Annotated in this window: 15 protein-coding genes; 5 read left to right on the top strand and 10 right to left on the bottom strand. The window is 68.4% G+C overall.

Annotated elements, in window-relative coordinates:
- Positions 1–11 precede the first annotated feature (11 nt).
- Positions 12–1,709 carry a phosphoethanolamine transferase gene (locus ACFSCU_RS12175; protein WP_377560796.1) on the top strand — a complete coding sequence of 566 codons (1,698 nt, stop codon included), beginning with the start codon at positions 12–14 and terminating at the stop codon, positions 1,707–1,709.
- A 20-nt stretch (positions 1,710–1,729) separates the two neighbouring features.
- Positions 1,730–1,897 carry a hypothetical protein gene (locus ACFSCU_RS12170; RefSeq protein ID WP_180551393.1) on the top strand — a complete coding sequence of 56 codons (168 nt, stop codon included), beginning with the start codon at positions 1,730–1,732 and terminating at the stop codon, positions 1,895–1,897.
- Positions 1,898–2,025: 128 nt separating this feature from the next.
- On the opposite strand, the gene ACFSCU_RS12165 is transcribed toward ACFSCU_RS12170, so the two are convergent.
- On the bottom strand, positions 2,026–2,499 hold the full coding sequence (locus ACFSCU_RS12165; RefSeq protein ID WP_180551392.1) for a cyanophycin metabolism-associated DUF1854 family protein: 474 nt from the start codon (positions 2,497–2,499) through the stop codon (positions 2,026–2,028).
- Entirely contained in the window at positions 2,496–4,811 is a 2,316-nt protein-coding gene (locus ACFSCU_RS12160; RefSeq protein ID WP_180551391.1) for a cyanophycin metabolism-associated ABC transporter, read from the bottom strand. The genes ACFSCU_RS12165 and ACFSCU_RS12160 overlap by 4 nt, the downstream gene beginning before the upstream one ends.
- 220 nt (positions 4,812–5,031) lie before the next feature.
- Here ACFSCU_RS12160 and ACFSCU_RS12155 point away from each other — a divergent pair, with 220 nt between their 5' ends.
- Both ACFSCU_RS12155 and cphA read left to right on the top strand, forming a co-directional pair.
- Positions 5,032–7,188 (top strand): cyanophycin synthetase, encoded by a 2,157-nt coding sequence (locus tag ACFSCU_RS12155; RefSeq protein WP_377560919.1) that lies wholly within the window; start codon positions 5,032–5,034, stop codon positions 7,186–7,188.
- Positions 7,189–7,236: 48 nt separating this feature from the next.
- Positions 7,237–9,912 carry a cyanophycin synthetase gene (cphA, locus tag ACFSCU_RS12150; protein ID WP_377560795.1) on the top strand — a complete coding sequence of 892 codons (2,676 nt, stop codon included), beginning with the start codon at positions 7,237–7,239 and terminating at the stop codon, positions 9,910–9,912.
- 387 nt (positions 9,913–10,299) lie between these two features.
- Here cphA and ACFSCU_RS12145 read toward each other — a convergent pair whose 3' ends face one another.
- From ACFSCU_RS12145 to ACFSCU_RS12110, 8 genes are all read right to left on the bottom strand, one after another.
- Positions 10,300–11,442 carry a TFIIB-type zinc ribbon-containing protein gene (locus ACFSCU_RS12145; protein WP_373368316.1) on the bottom strand — a complete coding sequence of 381 codons (1,143 nt, stop codon included), beginning with the start codon at positions 11,440–11,442 and terminating at the stop codon, positions 10,300–10,302.
- Positions 11,435–12,502, bottom strand: coding sequence for an SPFH and helix-turn-helix domain-containing protein (locus ACFSCU_RS12140; protein ID WP_180551390.1), 1,068 nt, complete (start codon positions 12,500–12,502; stop codon positions 11,435–11,437). The genes ACFSCU_RS12145 and ACFSCU_RS12140 overlap by 8 nt, the downstream gene beginning before the upstream one ends.
- A gap of 457 nt (positions 12,503–12,959) precedes the next feature.
- Positions 12,960–13,928 (bottom strand): NAD(P)H-dependent flavin oxidoreductase, encoded by a 969-nt coding sequence (locus ACFSCU_RS12135; protein WP_180551389.1) that lies wholly within the window; start codon positions 13,926–13,928, stop codon positions 12,960–12,962.
- Between the two features lie 332 nt (positions 13,929–14,260).
- Positions 14,261–16,051 carry an acyl-CoA dehydrogenase gene (locus tag ACFSCU_RS12130; protein ID WP_180551388.1) on the bottom strand — a complete coding sequence of 597 codons (1,791 nt, stop codon included), beginning with the start codon at positions 16,049–16,051 and terminating at the stop codon, positions 14,261–14,263.
- A 105-nt stretch (positions 16,052–16,156) separates the two neighbouring features.
- Positions 16,157–17,089: an electron transfer flavoprotein subunit alpha/FixB family protein gene (locus tag ACFSCU_RS12125; protein WP_180551387.1), complete on the bottom strand. Its 933-nt coding sequence runs from the start codon at positions 17,087–17,089 to the stop codon at positions 16,157–16,159.
- A gap of 19 nt (positions 17,090–17,108) precedes the next feature.
- Complete coding sequence (locus tag ACFSCU_RS12120) at positions 17,109–17,858, bottom strand: electron transfer flavoprotein subunit beta/FixA family protein (RefSeq protein ID WP_180551386.1); 750 nt, start codon at positions 17,856–17,858, stop codon at positions 17,109–17,111.
- A gap of 163 nt (positions 17,859–18,021) precedes the next feature.
- A complete protein-coding gene (locus ACFSCU_RS12115; RefSeq protein WP_333708181.1) occupies positions 18,022–18,828 on the bottom strand; it encodes an enoyl-CoA hydratase in 807 nt (268 codons plus the stop codon).
- 82 nt (positions 18,829–18,910) lie between these two features.
- Positions 18,911–19,864, bottom strand: a complete 954-nt coding sequence (locus ACFSCU_RS12110; protein ID WP_180551385.1) for a histone deacetylase family protein — start codon at positions 19,862–19,864, stop codon at positions 18,911–18,913.
- 52 nt (positions 19,865–19,916) lie between these two features.
- On the opposite strand from ACFSCU_RS12110, the gene ACFSCU_RS12105 reads away from it, so the two are divergent.
- Positions 19,917–20,837, top strand: coding sequence for an AAA family ATPase (locus ACFSCU_RS12105; protein WP_180551384.1), 921 nt, complete (start codon positions 19,917–19,919; stop codon positions 20,835–20,837).
- The last annotated feature ends 139 nt before the right edge of the window (positions 20,838–20,976 follow it).

Genomic DNA, 20,976 nt, shown 5'->3' with positions numbered 1-20,976 from the left:
ACTGCGCGGCCATGCTGGCCAATTCCGCATCCCCCACCTGGGCCGAGCCCGGCCCCCTGACACGCCCACCCCGCGGCGCCCTGCGGCCCGCCACCGCGATCATCTTGGCCGCGCTGTGGATCGCCAGCATCGCCAACCTGGCGCTGTGGCGCGCGCTGGCGGGGCTGCCGGAGCTGGCCAACGGCCGCGGGCTGGCCTTCGGCATCGCCTTCGGCGTCATGATTGCCGCCGTGCACGTGGCGCTGCTCAGCCTGCTGGCCTGGCGCTGGACGCTCAAGCCGGTGCTGGCGCTGGTGCTGCTGTCGGCCGCGGTCGGTGCGTATTTCATGCTGACCTACGGCGTGGTGATCGACCGCACCATGATGGTCAACGTGCTGCTGACCGACACGCGCGAGGCGCGCGAGCTGCTGAGCTGGCGCATGCTGGGCGCCTTGCTGCTGCTGGGTGCGCTGCCGCTGGCGCTGCTGTGGCGCACGCCGCTGCGCTGGGCCACGCCGCTGCGACAGACGGGTCAGAACGCTATTTTATTGATAGCTTCCTGCGCCGTACTGGCGGGCGCTGGAGGCATTTTCTTTCAGGATTTTTCAGCCACCATGCGCAACCACACGCAGCTGCGCTATCTGGTCAACCCGCTCAATTCGTTCTACGCGCTGGCCATCATGGGGCGCAAGCCGATCCAGCGCAGCGGCGTGGCCGTGGCGCCGCTGGGTGAAGACGCGCACCTGCCCGCGCTGGCAGCGGGCGCCAGGCCGCCGCTGTTGATCATGGTGCTGGGCGAGACGGCGCGCGCCGACCACATCGGCCTGAACGGCTACGCGCGCGACACCACGCCGCGCCTGGCGCAGGAGCGCGTGGTGAGCCTGCGCAACGTCTGGTCGTGCGGCACCAACACCGCCGCCTCGGTCCCGTGCATGTTCTCCAACCTGGGGCGCGAAGCCTTCGAGAACCGCCAGACCAACACCGAAGGCCTGGTGGACGTGCTGCAGCGCGCCGGCCTGGCGGTGCTGTGGCTCGACAACCAGCCCGGCGGCTGCAAGGGCGTGTGCGACCGCGTGCCCAAGGTGGACTACAAACAGCTGCAGGCCAACGGCGCCGACCTGTGCGCCGACGACGAGTGCTTCGACGAGGTGATGCTGCGCGGGCTGGACGAGCGCATTGCCCAGCTGCCGGCCGAGCGGCGCGCGCGCGGCGTGGTGGTGTTCATGCACCAGATGGGCAGCCACGGCCCGGCGTACTACAGGCGCACGCCGACCGGCTTCAAGCAGTTCATGGCCGAGTGCACCACCAATGCGCTGCAGCAGTGCCCGCGCGAGCAGGTGGTGAACGCGTACGACAACACCCTCCTCTACACCGACCACTTCCTGGCCTCGACCATCGGATGGCTGAAGCAGCACGAGGGCGCCTGGGCGCCGGCGATGGAATACCTGTCGGACCATGGCGAATCGCTGGGCGAGAACAACCTGTACCTGCACGGCCTGCCTTACCGCTTTGCGCCCGATGCGCAGAAGCACGTGCCGTGGATCTTCTGGCTCTCACCCACGTTCGAGCAGCAGCACCACATCACGCAGGGCTGCCTGGCGCGGCAGCGCGACGAGCAGCTGTCGCACGACCACTATTTCCATTCCACACTGGGGCTGCTGGGCGTGCAGACCCAGGTGCACGACGCGGGGCGCGATGTGTTCACCAGTTGCCACGCGGGCGCGGCCTGATACTGTTTCGCGATGACGAAATGACCTCGCTGCGCTTCGATGACGGCGGCTGCGCCGCCATGACGCCCGCCAGGTGCGAGGCATTCCGCGACTCACTGACGTCTTTTTCGTCATTTCATCATTTCGTCATCACGCCGCGCAGCGGCGGAGTCACCTCACATGCTGTAAATCAAGCGATAGACACTTGACGCCGATAGACGAAATGAAATTAATAGCTGCTTGCGCCCATCTATTGGGCGCCAGAGCATTTTTTCTTTGATCAAAAAATTCAGCAGGTCCCCCCCCTGCCCTGGCCACGCGCCTGCCGCGGCGGCCGTCAGAGGAAGCGGTCCAGCAGCTTGCGGCTGTGCTTGTCCATGCCCAGCAGGTCCTGGATCAGGTACTGCACGCCGTGCGCGTCGTTCACGATCAGCAGCCCTGGGCCCAGGCGGCGGATGTCTTCCTCGCCCTTCAGCACGAAGCTGGTCGGGCCGCGGTCGGTTTCCACGCTCCAGGTGCTGGGGGTGGCGAAGCTGCTGACGGCCGTCACGCGCAGCAGGCGCGGCATGAACTCGCGCTGCTCCAGCGCCTCGGTCAGCAGCGTGCGGCGGGCTTCGTCCAGCGCGTCCAGGCGCGGCACCCAGGCCAGTTCGTGGCCGTCGCCGTCGACCACGCTCACGCCCTCGTCGGGCGCTGAGATAGGGAAAGCGCGCACGGCAACGACGCCGACATGCTCGCGCCCCTCGGCGTCGGTAAGCACCAGGCGGCCGAAGGCATCGCGCCGCAGGTCGAACACGGTGAGAACGCTCATGGCCGCTCCTCCCTCGGGCCGGCGACAGACACGGCGGGTGGCGCCAGTTCCGCGTCGTCAACCACCAGCATGCGCTCGCGCTCGGCCTTCTCCTGCCGCGCCTGCGCTTCATAAAGCCGCCAGTAGGCGCCGCGCCGGGCCATCAGCGCCTCGTGCGTGCCCTCTTCCACCTTCAGGCCCTTGTCCATCACCACCAGCCGGTCGGCCTTGCGCAGGGTGGACAGGCGGTGCGCGATGGCGATGGTGGTGCGCCCGCGCACCAGATTGTCCAGCGCCTTCTGGATTTCGCGCTCGGTCTCGGTGTCGACCGAGGCCGTGGCCTCGTCGAGGATCAGGATGCGCGGGTCGATCAGCAGCGCGCGCGCGATGCTGATGCGCTGGCGCTCGCCGCCCGACAGGCCCTGCCCGCGCTCGCCCACCAGCGAGTCGTAGCCCTGCGGCAGCCGCAGGATGAACTCGTGCGCGTGGGCGGCGCGCGCGGCGGCGACGATCTCCTCGCGTGTCGCATCAGGTTTGCCGTAGGCGATGTTCTCGGCGATGGTGCCGAAGAACAGGAACGGCTCCTGCAGCACCAGGCCGATGTGGCGCCGGTAGTCGGCCACGCGCACCTGGCGCAGGTCCACGCCGTCCACTTCGATGGCGCCCTCGGTCACGTCGTAGAAGCGGCAGATCAGATTGACCATGGTGCTCTTGCCCGAGCCCGAATGGCCCACCAGGCCGATCATCTCGCCGGGCGCGATGCTCAGGTTGAGCCCGCGGATGACCGAGCGGTTGCCGTAGCGCAGCGCGGCGTTCCTGATCTCGATGCGGCCCTGCACGTGCTCTAGCGGCACGGGGTTCTTCGGCTCGGGCACGCTGGAGACGTGGTCCAGGATCTCGAAGATGCGCTTGGTGGCCGAGGCCGCTTTCTGCGTCACCGAGACGATGCGGCTCATCGAATCCAGCCGGCTGTAGAAGCGCCCGATGTAGGCGATGAAGGCCGTCAGCACACCCACCGTGATCTGCCCGCGGCTGACCAGCCAGATGCCCGCCGCCCACACCACCAGCAGGCCGATTTCAGTGAGCAGCGTGACGGTGGGCGAGAACAGCGACCAAAGCTTGTTGAGCTTGTCGTTGACGGCCAGGTTGTAGCGGTTGGCTTCGCGGAAGCGCCCGGCTTCGCGGTCTTCCTGCGCGAAGGCTTTCACCACGCGGATGCCGGGAATGGTGTCGGCCAGCACGTTGGTCACTTCCGACCAGACGCGGTCGATCTTCTCGAAGCCGGTGCGCAGGCGGTCGCGCACCACGTGGATCAGCCAGCCGATAATGGGCAGCGGCACCAGGGTGACCAGCGCCAGCGTGGGGTCGATGGAGAACAGGATGGCCGCCGTCATGGCGATCATCAACACGTCGGTGGCGAAGTCCAGCAGGTGCAGCGACAGGAACACGTTGATGCGGTCGGTCTCCGAGCCGATGCGCGCCATCAGGTCGCCCGTGCGCCGGCCGCCGAAGTACTCGAGTGAAAGCTTGAGCAAGTGTTCGTAAGTCGTTGTACGCAAATCGGCGCCGATGCGCTCCGATACCAGCGCCAGGATGTAGGTCTTGGCCCAGCCCAGGCCCCAGGCCAGCAGCGCCGCGCCAGCCAAGCCGGACAGCAGCAGCGCCACATAGCCGGTGTCGATCTGCTGGCCGTTCTGGAACGGGATCAGCACCTTGTCCATCAGCGGCATCGTCAGGTACGGCGGCACCAGGGTGGCGGCCGTGGCGGCCAGCGTCAGCAGAAAGCCGGCCAGCAGCTGCCACTGGTATGGCCGGGCGAAGCGCCACAGCCGAAACAGGGTCCACGTCGAGGGCGGCTTGTCTTCTGCGCCTTCGGCGCTGTCTTCGGTGTCGAAGGGCTCGGGGCGGGCTTCGGGCGCACCGATTTCGTGCGGCACCGGGCCGCCGGCAGACGCCAGCCCCGCCATCGCCTGCTCGAACTGGCCCAGAAAGCGCAGCGCCGCCGGGTTGCGGCCCAGGGTGTAGCGCCAGCCCGCCAGCCGGCCGGTGGCGTCGCGCAGTTCCAGCGTGCCCACACCGGCGTGGTCGTGGTGGCTCAGGGCCAGATCGGGGGCCAGTTCCCAGGCATTCCAGGCTGTTTCATCCGGAAACCTCGCCATCAGCCGCTGGGTTGTAATGACCAGTTCACCGCTGCCAAAGCGCAGCCGGTGGTTCAAGTCAACTTCCAGCGATCCCAACGCGTTTTCTGAGGATCGCAGCGGCATTCCCGCCCGATCTGCCGCCGGCCAGGCCGGTGCGGAGCCAACGGGATCGGGGATGGAACGAGACGACATGGAATTCAGCAACGGGGCCACGCAAGCGCAGGAAGTGGCCCCCTACAACGAATCAGACACTGAAAGCGAGCACAGCGCGATGCGGAGAATCGACCAGAACGAGCACGGCCCCTCGAGCGGTGGCGGATTGTATCCCTCGGCCCCCGGCGTCAGCGCTGCCGTGGCGCCGGCCTCGGCGGCAGCGCCGCAGCGCACTTTCGCCGACATCGTGATCCGCCGCATGGCGCACCTGCGCGGCCCCAACATCTGGACCTACCGCGCCGTCATCGAGGCCATCGTCGACATCGGCGAGCTGGAGGATTACCCCTCCAACGCCCTGCCCGGCTTCTACGAGCGGCTCACCGCCTGGCTGCCCGGCCTGATCGAGCACCGCTGCAGCGTCGGCCGGCGCGGCGGCTTTCTGATGCGCCTGCGCGACGGCACCTGGCCCGGCCACATCCTGGAGCACGTGGCGCTGGAGCTGCAGACCCAGGCCGGCATGAAGACCGGCTTTGGCAAGGCGCGCATGACGGGCGAACACGGCGTCTACAAGGTGGTCATCCGCACCCGCAACGAGGCGGTCGGCAAACTGGCCATCGAATCCGCCCGCGACCTGGTCATGGCGGCCATCAACGACCGCCCCTACGACGTCGCCGCCACCATCGCCCGGCTGACCGACCTGGTGGATCGCCAGTGCCTGGGCCCCAGCACCGCCTGCATCGTCGATGCCGCCACCGAACGCGGCATCCCGCACATCCGCCTGAACGACGGCAACCTGGTGCAGCTGGGCCACGGCGCCGCGCAGCGCCGCATCTGGACCGCCGAGACCGACCGCACCAGCGCCATCGCCGAAGGCATCTCGCGCGACAAGGACCTGACCAAGCAGCTGCTGGCCGCCGCCGGCGTGCCGGTACCCGAGGGGCGCACCGTGGAATCGGCCGAAGACGCCTGGGAAGCCGCCGAGGACATCGGCCTGCCCGTGGTCGTCAAGCCGTCCGACGGCAACCATGCGCGCGGCGTGTCGTTGAACCTGAAGACGCGCGAGGAAGTCATGCACGCCTTCGCCGCCGCCGAGGCCGAGGGCTCCGAGGTCATCGTCGAAAGCTTCATCCCCGGCCAGGAACACCGCCTGCTGGTGGTGGGCGGCAAGGTGGTGGCGGCCACGCGCGGCGAGATCATCCACGTCAGCGGCGATGGCAAATCGACCATCGGCCAGCTGATCGACACCCAGGTCAACACCGACCCGCGCCGCGGCGAAGAAGAACACCTGCCGCTGGAAACCCTGCGCGCGGGCGACGCCGTGCTGCTGCTGCTGCTGCAACGCCAAGGCCTGACCCCTGACAGCGTGCTGCCGCGCGGCGAAACCGCCGTGGTGCAGCGCACCGGCAACATGGCCATCGACGTCACCGGCCAGGTGCACCCCGACATCGCCGAGCAGATGGCGCTGGCCGCCCGCGTGGTGGGGCTGGACATCGCCGGCATCGACCTGGTGGTGGAAGACATCGCCAAGCCGCTTCGCGCCCAGGGCGGCGCCATCGTCGAGGTCAACGCCGGCCCCGGCCTGCTGATGCACCTGAAGCCGGCCGTGGGCCGCGCCCAGCCGGTGGGCGAGGCCATTGCCGAGCACCTGTTCCCCGGCAACGGCACCGGCCGCGTGCCCATCGTCGGCCTGATCGGCGACGGCGAAAGCGCGCTGGCCTCGCGGCTGATCGCAGCGCTGCTGCAACTGCAAGGCCAGCAGACCGCGCTGGCCTGCGGCGACGGCCTGTTCCTGGGCGCGCGCCAGCTGTCCAAGGCCAGCGCGCTGGGCTACGAGCCCGGCGAGCGCATGCTGATCAACCGCACCGTGCAGGCGGCGGTGTTCGAGACCTCGCCGCGCCACATCCTGGCCGAAGGCCTGCCCTACGACCGTTGCCAGGTCGGCGTGGTCATGGCCATGCCCGGCCCCGAGGGCCTGCAGGACCTGTATGTCACCGACGCCGAGCAGATGCCCAACATCGTGCGCACGCAGATCGACGTGGTGCTGCCGCAGGGCGCGGCCGTGCTGAACGCCGACGACGCCGAGGTGCTGGCGCTGGCCGACTACTCGGACGGCGAGGTCATCCTCTACAGCATCGACCCCGGCCAGGCCGACGTGGCCGCGCACCGTGCGCGCAAGGGCCGGGCCGTGCTGGCGCGTGGCGACGACATCGTGCTGGCCACCGGCGCCGATGAAACCAGCCTGGTCAAGCTGTCAGCACCTGTGTTCACCGAACTCACCACCCGCCTGCCGGGCGACGTGCGCCCGCACGTGCTGGCGGCGGTGGGCGCGGCCTGGGCGCTGGGCGTGCCGCCCGACCTGATCCGTGCCAGTTTGTTGCATTTTTGTGAGGTGCAGGCGGCGCCGGCTGTCCACTGAAACGCCTCCCAGCTCGTTTTCCCTAAGTCATCGTCATCAGGACATCCCATGGAAGTCACCCGCATTCGCGCGCTGCGCGGCCCCAACCTGTGGAGCCGCCACACGGCGATCGAAGCCGTCATCACCTGCGACGCGGCCGAGCGCGACCTGCACACCACCCCTGAATTCGAGCAGCGCCTGCGCGAGCTGTTTCCCAAGGTGGGCGCGCTGCACGCCAACAAGCCCAGCACGCCGATCTCGATGGCGCACGCGCTGGAGCTGACCACGCTGGCGCTGCAGGCGCAGGCCGGCTGCCCCGTCACCTTCAGCCGCACCACCCCCACCGAGATCGAAGGCACCTTCCAGGTCGCCGTGCAGTACACCGAGGAAGCCGTGGGCCGCCTGGCCTTCGAGAAGGCGCAGGCGCTGTGTCGCGCCGCCGCCGCAGGCGAGCCTTTCGACGTCGCCGCCGTGCTGGCCGAGCTGCACGAGCTGGACGAGGACGAGCGCCTGGGCCCGTCCACCGGCGCCATCGTCGACGCCGCCCTGCAGCGCGGCATCCCCATCAAGCGCCTGACGCGTGGCAGCTTGGTGCAGTTCGGCTGGGGCAGTAAGCAACGCCGCATCCAGGCCGCCGAGGTAGATGGCACCAGCGCCATCGCCGAATCCATCGCCCAGGACAAGGACCTGACCAAGAAGCTGCTGCACTCGGCCGGCGTGCCGGTGCCGCTGGGTCGCCCGGTCACCGACCTGGAAGACGCCTGGGCCGCCGCGCAGGACATCGGCCTGCCCGTGGTGGTGAAGCCGCAGGACGGCAACCAGGGCAAGGGCGTCACCGTCGGCATCGTCGACCGCGCCCATTTCGACATCGCCTACACCGAGGCCGCACGCTACGGCGCCGTGATGGTCGAGCGCTACCTGCCCGGCCACGACTTCCGCCTGCTGGTGGTGGGCAACCAACTGGTGGCCGCCGCCCGGCGCGATCCGCCGCTGGTCATCGGCGACGGCCAGCACACCGTGCGCGAGCTGGTGGCCGAGGTCAACAAGGACCCGCGCCGCGGCGAGGGCCACGGCACCTCGCTCACCAAGATCCGCATCGACGCCATCGCCGAGGCGCGCCTGGCGGCGCAGAACCTCACGCCGGATTCGGTGCCGATCCCCGGCCAGCGCGTCATCCTGCGCAACAACGCCAACCTCTCGACCGGCGGCACCGCCACCGACGTGACCGACAGCGTGCACCCCGAAGTGGCCGCGCGCGCCATCGAAGCCGCGCAAACCGTGGGCCTGGACATCTGCGGCGTCGACGTGGTGTGCGAAACCGTCATCAAGCCGCTGGAAGAGCAGAACGGCGGCATTGTCGAGGTCAACGCCGCGCCCGGCCTGCGCATGCACGTCAGCCCCTCGTTCGGCAAGGGCCGCGACGTGGGCAAGGCGGTGATCGACCACATGTACCCCGATGGCGGCAACGGCCGCGTGCCGGTAATCGCCGTCACCGGCACCAACGGCAAGACCACCACCGTGCGCCTGACGGCCCACCTGCTGAAAAGCCAGGGCCTGCGCGTGGGCATGACCAACACCGACGGCGTGTACGTCAACGGCCGCCAGATCGACAGCGGCGACTGCTCCGGCCCGCGCAGCGCGCGCAACGTGCTGGCGCACCCCGACGTCGACGCCGCCGTGCTGGAAACCGCGCGCGGCGGCCTGCTGCGCGAGGGCCTGGCCTTCGACCAGTGCGACGTCGCCATCGTCACCAACCTGGGCGGCGGCGACCACCTGGGCCTGAACTACATCACCACGCTGGAAGACCTGAAGGTGCTCAAGCGCGTAATCGTGCTCAACGTGGCGCCCACCGGCACCGCCGTGCTCAACGCCGCCGATCCGGCCGTGGTGGCCATGGCGCCGCACTGCCCCGGCAGCGTGACCTTCTTCGCGCAGGACGGACACCACCCCGTCATCGCCACGCACATGGCGCAGGGCAAGCGCGTGGTGTTCGTGGATCGGGGCGACGTGGTCTGCGTCGAGGGCGCCTTCATCAAGCGCCTGCCGCTGGCGCGCGTGCCGCTCACGCGCAAGGGGCAGATCGGCTTCCAGGTCGAGAACGTGATGGCCTCGGTGGCCGCGGCCTGGGCCGTGGGCACGCCGTGGGACGCGATCCAGAAAGGCCTGGCCAGCTTCATCAGCGACCTGCACGGCGTGCCCGGCCGCTTCAACGTGTTCGACTACCGCGGCGCCACCGTGATTGCCGACTACGGCCACAACCCGGATGCCATCGCGGCGCTGGTGGCGGGCGTCGAGAACATGCCGGCCAAGCGCCGCTCGGTGGTCATCAGCGGTGCTGGCGACCGGCGCGACGAGGACATCCGCGGACAGACGCGCATTCTGGGCGCGGCGTTCGACGACGTGATCCTATACCAGGATGCCTGCCAGCGCGGCCGCGCCGACGGCGAGGTGCTGCGCCTGCTGCGCGAAGGCCTGGAAGGCGCGCCGCGCACGTCGAAGGTGGAAGAGATCCACGGCGAGTTCACCGCCATCGACCGCGCCATGGACCGCCTCAAGCCCGGCGACCTGTGCCTGATCCTGATCGACCAGGTGGAAGAGGCGCTGGCCCACATCCAGCGCCGGGTGCAGACGGCCACGCCGGCGCCCGCGGCCAGGAAAACCGTTGCCCGCAAGGCAGCGCGGCCCCGCGCACCCAAGCGCAGCAAGATCGCCGAGGCGGCGGGCGCGCTGGCACTGCACCTGTGATGCGGCCCTGATCCGCCACCAATGAAAAGGCCTGCCGCGCGCAGGCTTTTTTTTGTGCCGAGGTCGGGTTCAACCCATTTTCAGATCGCGACGACATGGATTTCGTCGTTCCGGCGAACGCCGGAATCCAGACGACGCGCGTGGGCGGCAGGGATCCCGGCGTTCGCCGGGATGACGATCGTTCACGTTCAGAAGCCGCAATGGAATCAGGTGCAGCCAAGCCGTGCCAGCCGGCGGGCATGGCCATATACTCCAACACATACCATCCGTCAGCGCCCGTCTATCAAGCGCTGTAGGCATATACTCCCCATTATCTTGAGGGGTGATGATTGCGCTTGGTTGAGGCGCAGCGCCTGCCTTCGGTCCCGACGCGCGCCGCCTCACCTTTCACCCGCCCTGCCCGAACACCACCAGCAGCGCCAGCACGGCCAGTGCCAGCAGCGCCGCCAGGGCGATCTTCACCCAGCTGTACGGCCGCTCGCCGGCCACCTGGCCGGTGTAGCCGTTGGCCAGGATCTGGAAGTCGCGGCTGCCGTAGCGGTAGCGCACCAGCCACACCGGCACCAGCACGTGCTTGAAGCTGCGGCCCTGGTAGCGGCTGCGCACCTGCAGGTTGCGCTGCGTGTCGCCGGGCACCTGGGCGGCGCACAGGGCGCGGGTCTGGCGCTGCATGTCGGCCATGTTCAGCTCGGCAGCGCGGCGCAGGTCGATCTGGTAGCGCTCGACCGTCCAGCCGCGCACGAACTCGGGCGCGTAGGGGCGCAGGTCGGTGCGGGTGGGAAACGGCTCCACCTGCCGCAGCAGCGGCGCGTGCACGCCGGTGCTGCCGGGCACCAGTTCGTCGTCGAAGAAGTGGCGCAGGCTGCCCGCGGCCGGCACCCAGCGCACGCGCGGCACCTGGCGCGTGCGGTGCTGGCCGTTCTCCATGTAGCTTTCGCTGACGTAGTAGGTGTGCCCGGCCTCGGCCGTCCAGTCGGCCGCCACGTGGGCGTCGAAGGTCCAGTACGGCAGGTAGATGCCGTGCAGCGTGTCGGTCAGCGCGGCGCGCCTGAAGCGGTTGGGCGCGAACCAGCGCGTGCCGTACCAGCGGCGGATGGCGTCGCGCACCTGCGATTCGCCCACCTTGAAGGGCAGCACGCTCTGCGGCGTGATGGCGTCGCCCTGCGATTCGTGCGCCACGATGGCGGGCGAGCCGCAGAAGTCGCAGCGCTGCGCCACGCGCCCGTCGACGAAGACCGAGATGGCGTGGCAGCTCTGGCACATGACCTCGCGCCGCGCCGTGCCCCAGCCGCGACCGCTGGCGGGGTTGGCCAGCGCGGCGGCCAGGTCGTGCTCGACGATGGGCGCGGCGCCCTCGCCCGCCTGCGGTGCCGCCTGGGCCACGGTGCCGCAGTAGGGGCAGCGCAGCGCCTGCCGGGCGGCGTTCCACTCCAGGTCGCCGCCGCATTCGGGGCACGGGTGCTTGCCCAGCGCCAGGCCCACGGGCGCGGGTGCGGGGGCGCTCAGGCCGGTCGCGCCGCGCTCACTCACCGCGCAGGAAGGCTTGCAGCGCCTCGCGCGCGATGCGCGTGGCGCTGCCTATGCGGCGCGCCTTCAGCTCGCCGGCGTCGATGGCGGCCATGACGTCCTCCACCGCCACGCCCAGCGCCTGCGCGGCCTGCTCGGGCGTCAGCACTTCCAGGCCGGGCACGGCGGCGGCAGCCGTGGCCGCGGCAGGCTGGGCGGCCGCGGCGCCGGGCTGCATGTTCTTCATCATCTCCTGCGCGATGCCGAAGCCGATGGCCATCTGCGCCGGCACGGCCGCGGCCGCGGCACCTTCACCGCCCTGCGTCATGCCGGCGCCCATCTGGTACTTCACGTAGGCGTTCAGGTCGCCGATGGCGCCCATCGACGAGCGGGCGTCGATGGCCTTCTCCACCTCGGGCGGCACCGAGATGTTCTCGATCACGAAGGCGGTGATCTCCAGCCCGTACTTCTCGCCCATCGCCGGGTTGATGATGGGCAGCAGCGCCTGGCCCAGCTCGGCGTAGCGGCGTGCCACGTCGAGCGCGGGCACGTGGGCGGTGGCCAGCGCCTCGGTGAACACGCTGACGATGCGCGAGCGCATGGTGTCGGCAAACTCCTCCAGGCGGAAGTTGTGGTCGGTGCCGGCCACCTCCTTCAGGAACCGCGCCGGCTCGACGATGCGGAAGTCGTAGGTGCCGAAGGCGCGCAGGCGCACCATGCCGAAGTCGGGGTCGCGCATCATCACCGGGTTGGCGGTGCCCCACTTGTTGCCGGTGAACAGGCGCGTGTTGAGGTAGTAGACGTCGCACTTGAACGGCGCCTCGAAGCCGTACTTCCAGCCGTAGATGGTGGAGAGCACGGGGATGTTCTCGGTCGTCAGCCGGTGCCGGCCGGGGCCGAACAGGTCGGCGAACTGGCCGGCGGCCACGAACTGCGCCACCTGCGATTCGCGCACGATGAGCTGGGCGCCGTTCTTGATCTGCTTGTCGTCGTCGGGCCAGCGGTAGGCCAGCGTGTCGCGCGAGTCATCGGTCCACTCGATGATCTCGATGAGTTCTTTCTTGATGAAGTCCAGGATGCTCATGGCCTGCCCCTTGCTGAAGATGGGGCGATGTTACCGCCGGCCGTTGGCGGCCAGCGTGACGGCGCGCTGCGAGGGGTCGGGCGCCGTCTGAGGATGCGCGCAGAGGACCCGCGGACGGGCTTCGCTCGATGACGCGCGCCGATGCGCGGGCGTGGCCACTGCCGATGATGCGGGCGGGTGCCCGGTGCGCCACGCCATCATTGACGAGGGAGTATCTGTCTCATGCGCCCAATAAACAGGCGTTACAGGATGACGTACAGGGGAGTATGCACCCTTGCTCTGCATCTCGCCCGCATGCGCCGCCGTTGATGGCCCCCCTACCCTGTGGGAGCGGGCTTGCCCGCGATGGGGCGGTGATGCGGCGGACGCGCCCATCGCGGGCAAGCGCGCTCCCACACCACAGGGGCATTGCGCCGCCCTGCCAGGTCCTGCTGGCGCCGCGCGCGAGGTCACAGCATCACAGCGCCAGCCGCTGCCTTGCCTCGGCGTATTCGCGCTTGAAGCGGGCGATCAGCTCGGCCGCCGGCACCACCTGCTTGATGGCGCCGATGCCCTGGCCGCAGCCCCAGATGTCCTTCCAGGCCTTGGCGGCGCGCGCATCGCCGCTGGCGCTGCCGAAGTTCATCTTGCTCGGGTCGCTCTCGGGCAGGTTGTCCGGGTCCATGCCGGCGTTGCGGATGCTGCCCTTGAGGTAGTTGCCCAGCACGCCGGTGTAGAAATTGCTGTAGACGATGTCGTCGGAGTCGCTGTCGCAGATCATCTGCTTGTAGGCATCCACGGCGCGCGCTTCCTCGGTGGCGATGAAGGCCGAGCCGATGTAGGCGAAGTCGGCCCCGCACGCCTGCGCCGCCAGGATGGCGCCGCCCGAGGCGATGGCGCCCGACAGCGCCACCGGGCCGTCGAACCATTCGCGGATTTCCTGCACCATGGCGAACGGGCTCTTGGCGCTGGCGTGGCCGCCGGCGCCGGCCGCCACCGGGATCAGGCCGTCGGCGCCCTTCTCGATGGCCTTGTGCGCGAACACGTTGTTGATGACGTCGTGCAGCACCACGCCGCCCCAGCCATGCACGGCCTGGTTCACGTCCTCGCGCGCGCCCAGGCTGGTGATGACGATGGGCACCTTGTACTTGGCGCACAGTTGCATGTCGTGCTCCAGCCGGTCGTTGCTCTTGTGCACGATCTGGTTGATGGCGAAGGGCGCGGCGGGGTTGTCGGGGTTCGCCTTGTCCCAGGCCGCGAGTGCCTCGGTGATCTCGGCCAGCCATTCATCGAGTTGCGCCGCCGGCCGCGCGTTGAGCGCCGGCATGGAGCCGACCACGCCGGACGTGCACTGCGCGATCACCAGCTTGGGGTTGCTGATGATGAACAGCGGCGAGCCGATGACGGGAAACTTCAGTTGCTGCAGAACCGGGGGCAGGCGCGACATGGTGGCTTTCTCGCGGAGGGGTGGATGCGGGAGAACGGGCAGGTTGCGGCCTGTCCGTCATCTATTTTTCTTGATCGGCAACAAGGCTCAGCAGTGTTGTGGGAGCGGGCTTGCCCGCGATCAAGCGTTCGTGGCGACGAGGCGCCTCATCGCGGGCAAGCCCGCTCCCACAACGCTATCTGGGACTTCTTGATAGTCAAGCTATTTTGATAGCTGCTTGCGCTCGTCCATCAAGGATTTCAGCATCGAATCGACTTGAAAACCAATGGCAGAAGGCGCAAGCAGCTCCTGTTATCGAAGCAAGCGCTCGTTCAAGCGGCGCCGGCTGGCGCTCAGAACGCGTCCATCGGCAGCGCCATCACGCTGTCCGCGCCTTCCACGATGGCGTCGCGCGTGCCGGGGGCGCGGGTCAGGATGTGGTCGGCGTAGAAGCGCGCGGTGGCTATTTTGGCCTTCATGAAGCCGGCATCGTTGCTGCCGCCGGCCAGCGCCTTCTCGGCCACGAGCAGCGCGCGGCCCAGTTGCCAGCCAGCCACCAGGTTGCCGGCCAGCAGCATGTAGGGCACGCTGCCGGCGTAGGCGGCGTTGGGGTCGGCCTTGGCCTGCGCGGCGATGAAGTCGACCACGTCGATGAAGGCCTGGCGCGCGGCTTTCAGGCGGCGGGCGACGGCCTGTGCATCGGCGCTGCCGGCGGCCAGTTCCTTCTCGGTCGCCTCGATCTGCGCCGCAATGGCCTTGGCGGTCTGGCCGCCGTCGCGCGCCGTCTTGCGGCCGACCAGGTCGTTGGCCTGGATGGCGCTGGTGCCTTCGTAGATGGTCAGGATCTTGGCGTCGCGGTAATACTGCGCGGCGCCGGTTTCCTCAATGAAGCCCATGCCGCCGTGCACCTGCACGCCCAGGTCGGTGGCTTCCAGGCTCATCTCGGTGCTGTAGCCCTTGACCAGCGGCACCATGAATTCGTAGAAGGTCTGGTTCTGCTTGCGCACTTCCGCATCGGGGTGGTGGTGCGCGGCGTCGTAGGCGGCGGCGGCCACGCTGGACATGGCGCGGCAGCCTTCGGTGAGGGCGCGCATGGTCATCAGCATGCGGCGCACGTCGGGGTGGTGGATGATGGTGGCGGCGCCCTTCACGCTGCCGTCGACCGGGCGGCTCTGCACGCGCTCCTGCGCGTACTGCACGGCCTTCTGGTAGGCGCGCTCGGCAATGGCGATGCCCTGCACGCCCACGGCGTAGCGCGCGGCGTTCATCATGATGAACATGTATTCGAGGCCACGGTTCTCCTCGCCCACCAGGTAGCCGATGGCGCCGCCGTGGTCGCCGTACTGCAGCACGGCGGTGGGGCTGGCCTTGATGCCCATCTTGTGCTCGATGCTGACGCAGTAGACGTCGTTGCGATCGCCCAGCGAGCCGTCCTGGTTCACCATGAACTTCGGCACCACGAACAGGCTGATGCCCTTCACGCCCTCGGGCGCGCCCTGCACGCGGGCCAGCACCAGGTGCACGATGTTGTCGGCCATGTCGTGCTCGCCGTAGGTGATGAAGATCTTGGTGCCGAAGACCTTGTAGGTGCCGTCCGGCTGCGGCTCGGCGCGCGAGCGCACGGCGGCCAGGTCGCTGCCGGCCTGCGGCTCGGTCAGGTTCATGGTGCCGGTCCATTCGCCGGAGATCAGCTTCTCGAGATAGGTGGCCTTCAGCTCGTCGCCGCCGGCCGTCAGCAGCGCCTCGATGGCGCCGTCGGTCAGCAGCGGGCACAGCGCAAAGCTCAGGTTGGCCGAGTTCAGGATTTCGCCGCAGGCCGAGCCGATGGTCTTGGGCAGGCCCTGGCCGCCGAAATCGGCCGGGTGCTGCAGGCCCTGCCAGCCGCCTTCGGTGTATTGCTTGTAGGCTTCCTTGAAGCCCTTGCTGGTGGTGACGCTGGTGCCCGAATGGCTGGAGGGCGCCTTGTCGGCCTCGAAGTTGAGCGGCGCCACCACCTCCTCGTTGAAGCGCGCGCACTCTTCCAGCACGGCCTGCGCGGTCTCGAGGCCGGCATCCTCGAAGCCGGGCATCTGCGCGACCTGATCGATGCGCGCCAGATGCTCGATGTTGAACAGCATGTCCTTGACGGGGGCCTTGTAGCTCATTGCTCGCTCCTCAAACGGGTTCTTCCGGAAAAAACAAAAGGGCATCGCGCACGATGCCCTTGCAAGACAACAGGTGGCGCCCCGGCCAGCGGGGCGCGCCCCGGATCAAAGGGCCTTGACCAGCTCCGGCACCGCCGTGAACAGATCGGCCTCCAGCCCATAGTCGGCCACACTGAAGATCGGCGCCTCGGGGTCCTTGTTGATGGCCACGATGACCTTGCTGTCCTTCATGCCGGCCAGGTGCTGGATCGCGCCCGAGATGCCCGCGGCGATGTACAGCTGCGGCGCCACGATCTTGCCGGTCTGGCCGACCTGCAGGTCGTTGGGCGCGTAGCCCGCATCCACGGCGGCGCGGCTGGCGCCGATGGCGGCACCCAGCTTGTCGGCCAGCGGGGTCATCACTTCATTGAACTTCTCGGCGCTGCCCAGGGCGCGGCCGCCGGAGACGATGATCTTGGCCGCGGTCAGCTCGGGGCGGTCGCTCTTGGCGATTTCCTGGCCGACGAAGCTGCTCTTGCCGCTGTCGGCGGTGGCGCTGACGGTCTCGACCGCGGCACTGCCGCCCGAGGCGGCAGCGGCGTCGAAGCCGGTGGTGCGCACGGTGATGACCTTGGTGGCGTCGGCGCTCTGTACGGTGGCGATGGCGTTGCCGGCGTAGATCGGGCGCTCGAAGGTGTCGGGGCCGTCGACCTTGATGATGTCGGAGATCTGGGCCACGTCCAGCTTGGCGGCCACCCGCGGGGCGACGTTCTTGCCGCTGGCGGTGGCCGGGAACAGGATGTGGCTGTAGTTTCCGGCCACGGCCAGCACCTGGGCGGCCACGTTCTCGGCCAGGCCGTGGGCGAAGGCTTCGCTGTCGGCGTGCAGCACCTTGGCCACACCGGCGATCTTCGATGCGGCTTCGGCGGCGGCACCGGCGTTGTGGCCGGCGACCAGCACATGCACGTCGCCCCCGCAGGCTGCGGCGGCGGTGACGGTGTTGAGGGTGGCGCCCTTGATGCTGGCGTTGTCGTGTTCGGCGATGACGAGTGCGGTCATGTCTTGTCTACCCTCTTGTTCAGATCACTTTGGCTTCGTTCTTGAGCTTGTCGACCAGCGTGGCCACGTCGGGCACCTTGATGCCGGCGCCGCGCTTGGGCGGCTCGGAGACTTTCAGGGTCTTCAGGCGCGGCGTGACGTCGACGCCCAGGTCCTCGGGCTTCATCACGTCGAGCTGCTTCTTCTTGGCCTTCATGATGTTGGGCAGCGTGACGTAGCGCGGCTCGTTCAGGCGCAGGTCGGTGGTGATGACGGCCGGCAGGCCGATGGCGATGGTTTCCAGGCCGCCGTCGACTTCGCGCGTGACCTTGGCCTTGTCGCCTTCGATCTCGACCTTGCTGGCAAACGTCGCTTGCGGCAGGTCGGCCAGCGCGGCCAGCATCTGGCCGGTCTGGTTGGCGTCGTCGTCGATGGCCTGCTTGCCCAGGATGATGAGCTGGGCCTGCTCCTTGTCCTGCACGGCTTTCAGCAGCTTGGCGACGGCCAGGGGCTGCAGCTCTTCGCTGGTCTCGACCAGGATGCCGCGGTCGGCGCCAATGGCCATGGCGGTGCGCAGGGTTTCCTGGCTCTTGGCGTCGCCGCAGGAGACGGCGATGATTTCAGTGACGACACCCTTTTCCTTCAGGCGCACGGCTTCTTCGACGGCGATCTCGTCGAAGGGGTTCATGCTCATCTTGACGTTGGCAATGTCCACGCCGGTCTGGTCGGACTTCACGCGCACTTTGACGTTGTAGTCCACCACGCGCTTGACGGCGACGAGTGCTTTCATATCTGGAAATCTCCTGTGTTGATGTTTGTTCGCGTGCCGGGCGTTGCGCCGGGCCTGAAATCCATTCTAGTTCAGTGCCCGCCGCTGCGGCCCGCCAGCATCGCCCCGGCGACACTGCGCGCCGAATCGCACGACCGTGCTTTTTTGATTATAGGCAGCGTGCTCAACCCGCGGCCTGGCGCCAGGCCGGCGCGCGCTTGTCGATGAAGGCCTGAACGCCTTCCTGCGCCGCGTCGAACATCATGTTGCAGGCCATGGTCTGGCCGGCCAGCTGGTAGGCGGCCTCGATGCCGAGTTCGCGCTGCTGGTAGAACAACTGCTTGCCGGTGGCAATGGCCTCGCGCGGCTTGGCCAGGACGGCACCGACGAGTTCGTCCACCGTGGCGTCGAGCTGTTCGGCCGGCACCACGCGGTTGACCAGGCCGCGCGCCCTGGCCTCGGCGGCGTCGATGAAGCCGCCGGTGAGCAGCATCTCCATGGCCTGCTTGGGCTGCATGTTGCGCACCAGCGGCACGCTGGGGGTGGAGCAGAACAGGCCGACGTCGATGCCGTTGACGCCGAAGCGCGCCGAATCCACGGCCACCGCCAGGTCGCACTGGGCCACCAGCTGGCAGCCGGCCGCCGTGGCCAGGCCCTGCACGCGCGCGATGACTGGCACGGGCAGTTTCAGCAGCGACAGCATCATCTTGCTGCACTGGGCGAACAGGCGCTGGTAGTAGTCGAGCTGCGGGCTGGCCTTCATCTGCTTGAGATCGTGGCCGGCACAGAAGGCCTTGCCCTCGGCGGCGATGACCAGCACGCGCGCGCCCTCGTCGGCGGCGATCAGGTCAAGCTGGCGCTGCAGCTCGGTCAGCACCGCTTCGCTCAACACGTTGAAGGATTTCGGGGTGTTCAGCGTCAGCCGGTGCACGCCGCGCGCATCGCGCTCGTGGCGCACCGGGGTGTCGACTTCGGCAGCGGCATCGCTCATGTTCAAGGCCTCACGATCACTGTGTTTTCAATAGCTGCCTGCGCAGCATCCACGCCGGCTACAGGCCAATCTGGCTTGAAACTCAGACATCTGCCAGCACGCGCAGGTGTGCCTCCACACTGCGCGCCAGGGCCGACAGGTTGTAGCCGCCTTCCAGGCAGCTGACGATGCGGCCCTTGGCAAAGCGCTGCGCCACCGACTTGATGCGGTCGGTCATCCAGGCGTAGTCCTGCTCGGTCAGGCCGAGCTGGCCCATGTCGTCCTCGCGGTGGGCGTCAAAGCCGGCGCTGATGAAGATCATCTCGGGCTGGTGTTCTTCCAGGCGCGGCATCCACATCATCTCGACCAGCTCGCGCACGTCCATGCCCTTGGTGTAGGCCGGCACGGGGCAGTTGACGAGGTTGGCGTCGTTCTTCAGCGTGCCACCCTCGGGGTAGAACGGGTGCTGGAAGAAGCTGCACATCAGGATGCGCTCGTCGCCGGCCACGATGTCCTCGGTGCCGTTGCCGTGGTGCACGTCGAAGTCGATGATGGCCACGCGCTTCATGCCGTGGCGCTCGCAGGCGTACTTGGCGGCCACCGCCACGTTGCTGAAGAAGCAGAAGCCCATGGCCTGGTTGCGCGTGGCGTGGTGACCGGGCGGGCGCGTGGCGCAGAAGGCGTTTTCCAGCTCGCCGGTGACCACCGCGTCCACCGCGTCGATGGCGGCACCGGCCGACAGCAGCGCGGCGCGGTAGGTGTGGCGGTTCATCGAGGTGTCGGGGTCGAGCGAGTAGCGGTCGGGGCCGCCGGCGTCCATTTCCTCGATCAGGATGTCGTTCAGGCCGCGCAGCGCGGCCACGTGGCGCCGGCCGTGCGCCAGCAGCAATTCGCCCATGGCGGCGGGCGTGGCCTCGCGCCGGTCGAGTGCATCGCTGACGCCGGTGATCAGCAGCCGGTCTTCGATGGCGTCAAGCCGCTCAGGGCATTCGGGGTGCCCTGCACCCATTTCATGCTTGCGGCAATCGGGATGTGTGAAATACCCGGTTTTACCCACGATGGTCTCCTCTTTTCACGATACGGCATGGAATATCCGTTACCTTACTTGCATGGACGTGACACGAAAAATCCAGACCATTCTGGATCAGCTTAACACGGTGATGGTCGGCAAGCCGGGCCAGGTGCAGGACGGCGTGGCCTGCCTGCTGGCGGGTGGGCACCTGCTGATCGAGGACGTGCCGGGCGTGGGCAAGACCACGCTGGCGCACGCGCTGGCGCGCACCTTCGGGCTGCAGTTCTCGCGCGTGCAGTTCACGGCCGACCTGATGCCGAGCGACCTGTCGGGCGTGTCGGTGTACGACCGCGGGCAGGAGCGCTTCGTGTTCCACCCCGGCCCGGTGTTCGCGCAGGTGCTGCTGGCCGACGAGATCAACCGCGCCAGCCCCAAGACGCAGTCGGCGCTGCTGGAGGCGATGGAAGAAAAGCAGGTCAGCGTGGAGGGCGAGACGCGCGCCCTGCCCTGGCCGTTCTTCGTCATCGCCACGCAGAACCCGCACGACCAGTTGGGCACCTATGCGTTGCCCGAGTCGCAGCTGGATCGCTTCCTGATGCGCATCAGCCTGAGCTACCCCGAGCGCGCCGCCGAGCGCGAACTGCTGGCCGGCCACGGCCGCCGCGACATGCTGGAGACGCTGCCGGCGCTGCTGAACACCCAGGAGTTGGCCACCCTGCAGCAGGCCGTGGGCCGCGTGCACGTGGCCGAGCCGCTGCTGGACTACGTGCAAGACCTGGTCGCCGCCACGCGCAACGGCCGCTGGTTCTTGCAGGGCCTGTCGCCACGCGCCGGCATCGCGCTGATGCGCGCCGCACGGGCGCAGGCGCTGATCGCCGGGCGCGACTACGTGGCGCCGGACGACGTGCAGGCCATCCTGCCGCAGTGCGTGGCACACCGCATGATTCCCGTCAGCGATGCCGGGCGTGGCGCGGTGGAGCAGGTGCGGGCCATGATCGATGCGGTGCCGCTGCCCTGATGCTTTTATTTTCATAGTGGCTTGCGCTGATCACACCTTGATTTCAAGACAAAACCATCTGAAATCAAGGAATGACGAGCGCGAACAGCTATCTTTATTGAACTTCATTCGCCCGCGTTGAACCTCCGCGCCCGGTGCC

The organism is Ottowia beijingensis (assembly GCF_042680925.1).
GTDB classification, from domain to species: Bacteria; Pseudomonadota; Gammaproteobacteria; order Burkholderiales; family Burkholderiaceae_C; genus Ottowia; species Ottowia beijingensis.
The sequence above is the reverse complement of the archived record's forward strand: the minus strand, read 5'-3'. Positions and strand labels throughout refer to the sequence as shown.

Coding starts and splice junctions, on each gene's coding strand:
- ACFSCU_RS12175 (WP_377560796.1), top strand. CDS start 12: ATGCTGGCCAATTCCGCATCCCCCACCTGGGCCGAGCCCGGCCCCCTG.
- ACFSCU_RS12170 (WP_180551393.1), top strand. CDS start 1,730: ATGACCTCGCTGCGCTTCGATGACGGCGGCTGCGCCGCCATGACGCCC.
- ACFSCU_RS12165 (WP_180551392.1), bottom strand. CDS start 2,499: ATGAGCGTTCTCACCGTGTTCGACCTGCGGCGCGATGCCTTCGGCCGC.
- ACFSCU_RS12160 (WP_180551391.1), bottom strand. CDS start 4,811: ATGTCGTCTCGTTCCATCCCCGATCCCGTTGGCTCCGCACCGGCCTGG.
- ACFSCU_RS12155 (WP_377560919.1), top strand. CDS start 5,032: ATGGCGCACCTGCGCGGCCCCAACATCTGGACCTACCGCGCCGTCATC.
- cphA (WP_377560795.1), top strand. CDS start 7,237: ATGGAAGTCACCCGCATTCGCGCGCTGCGCGGCCCCAACCTGTGGAGC.
- ACFSCU_RS12140 (WP_180551390.1), bottom strand. CDS start 12,502: ATGAGCATCCTGGACTTCATCAAGAAAGAACTCATCGAGATCATCGAG.
- ACFSCU_RS12135 (WP_180551389.1), bottom strand. CDS start 13,928: ATGTCGCGCCTGCCCCCGGTTCTGCAGCAACTGAAGTTTCCCGTCATC.
- ACFSCU_RS12130 (WP_180551388.1), bottom strand. CDS start 16,051: ATGAGCTACAAGGCCCCCGTCAAGGACATGCTGTTCAACATCGAGCAT.
- ACFSCU_RS12125 (WP_180551387.1), bottom strand. CDS start 17,089: ATGACCGCACTCGTCATCGCCGAACACGACAACGCCAGCATCAAGGGC.
- ACFSCU_RS12120 (WP_180551386.1), bottom strand. CDS start 17,858: ATGAAAGCACTCGTCGCCGTCAAGCGCGTGGTGGACTACAACGTCAAA.
- ACFSCU_RS12115 (WP_333708181.1), bottom strand. CDS start 18,828: ATGAGCGATGCCGCTGCCGAAGTCGACACCCCGGTGCGCCACGAGCGC.
- ACFSCU_RS12105 (WP_180551384.1), top strand. CDS start 19,917: ATGGACGTGACACGAAAAATCCAGACCATTCTGGATCAGCTTAACACG.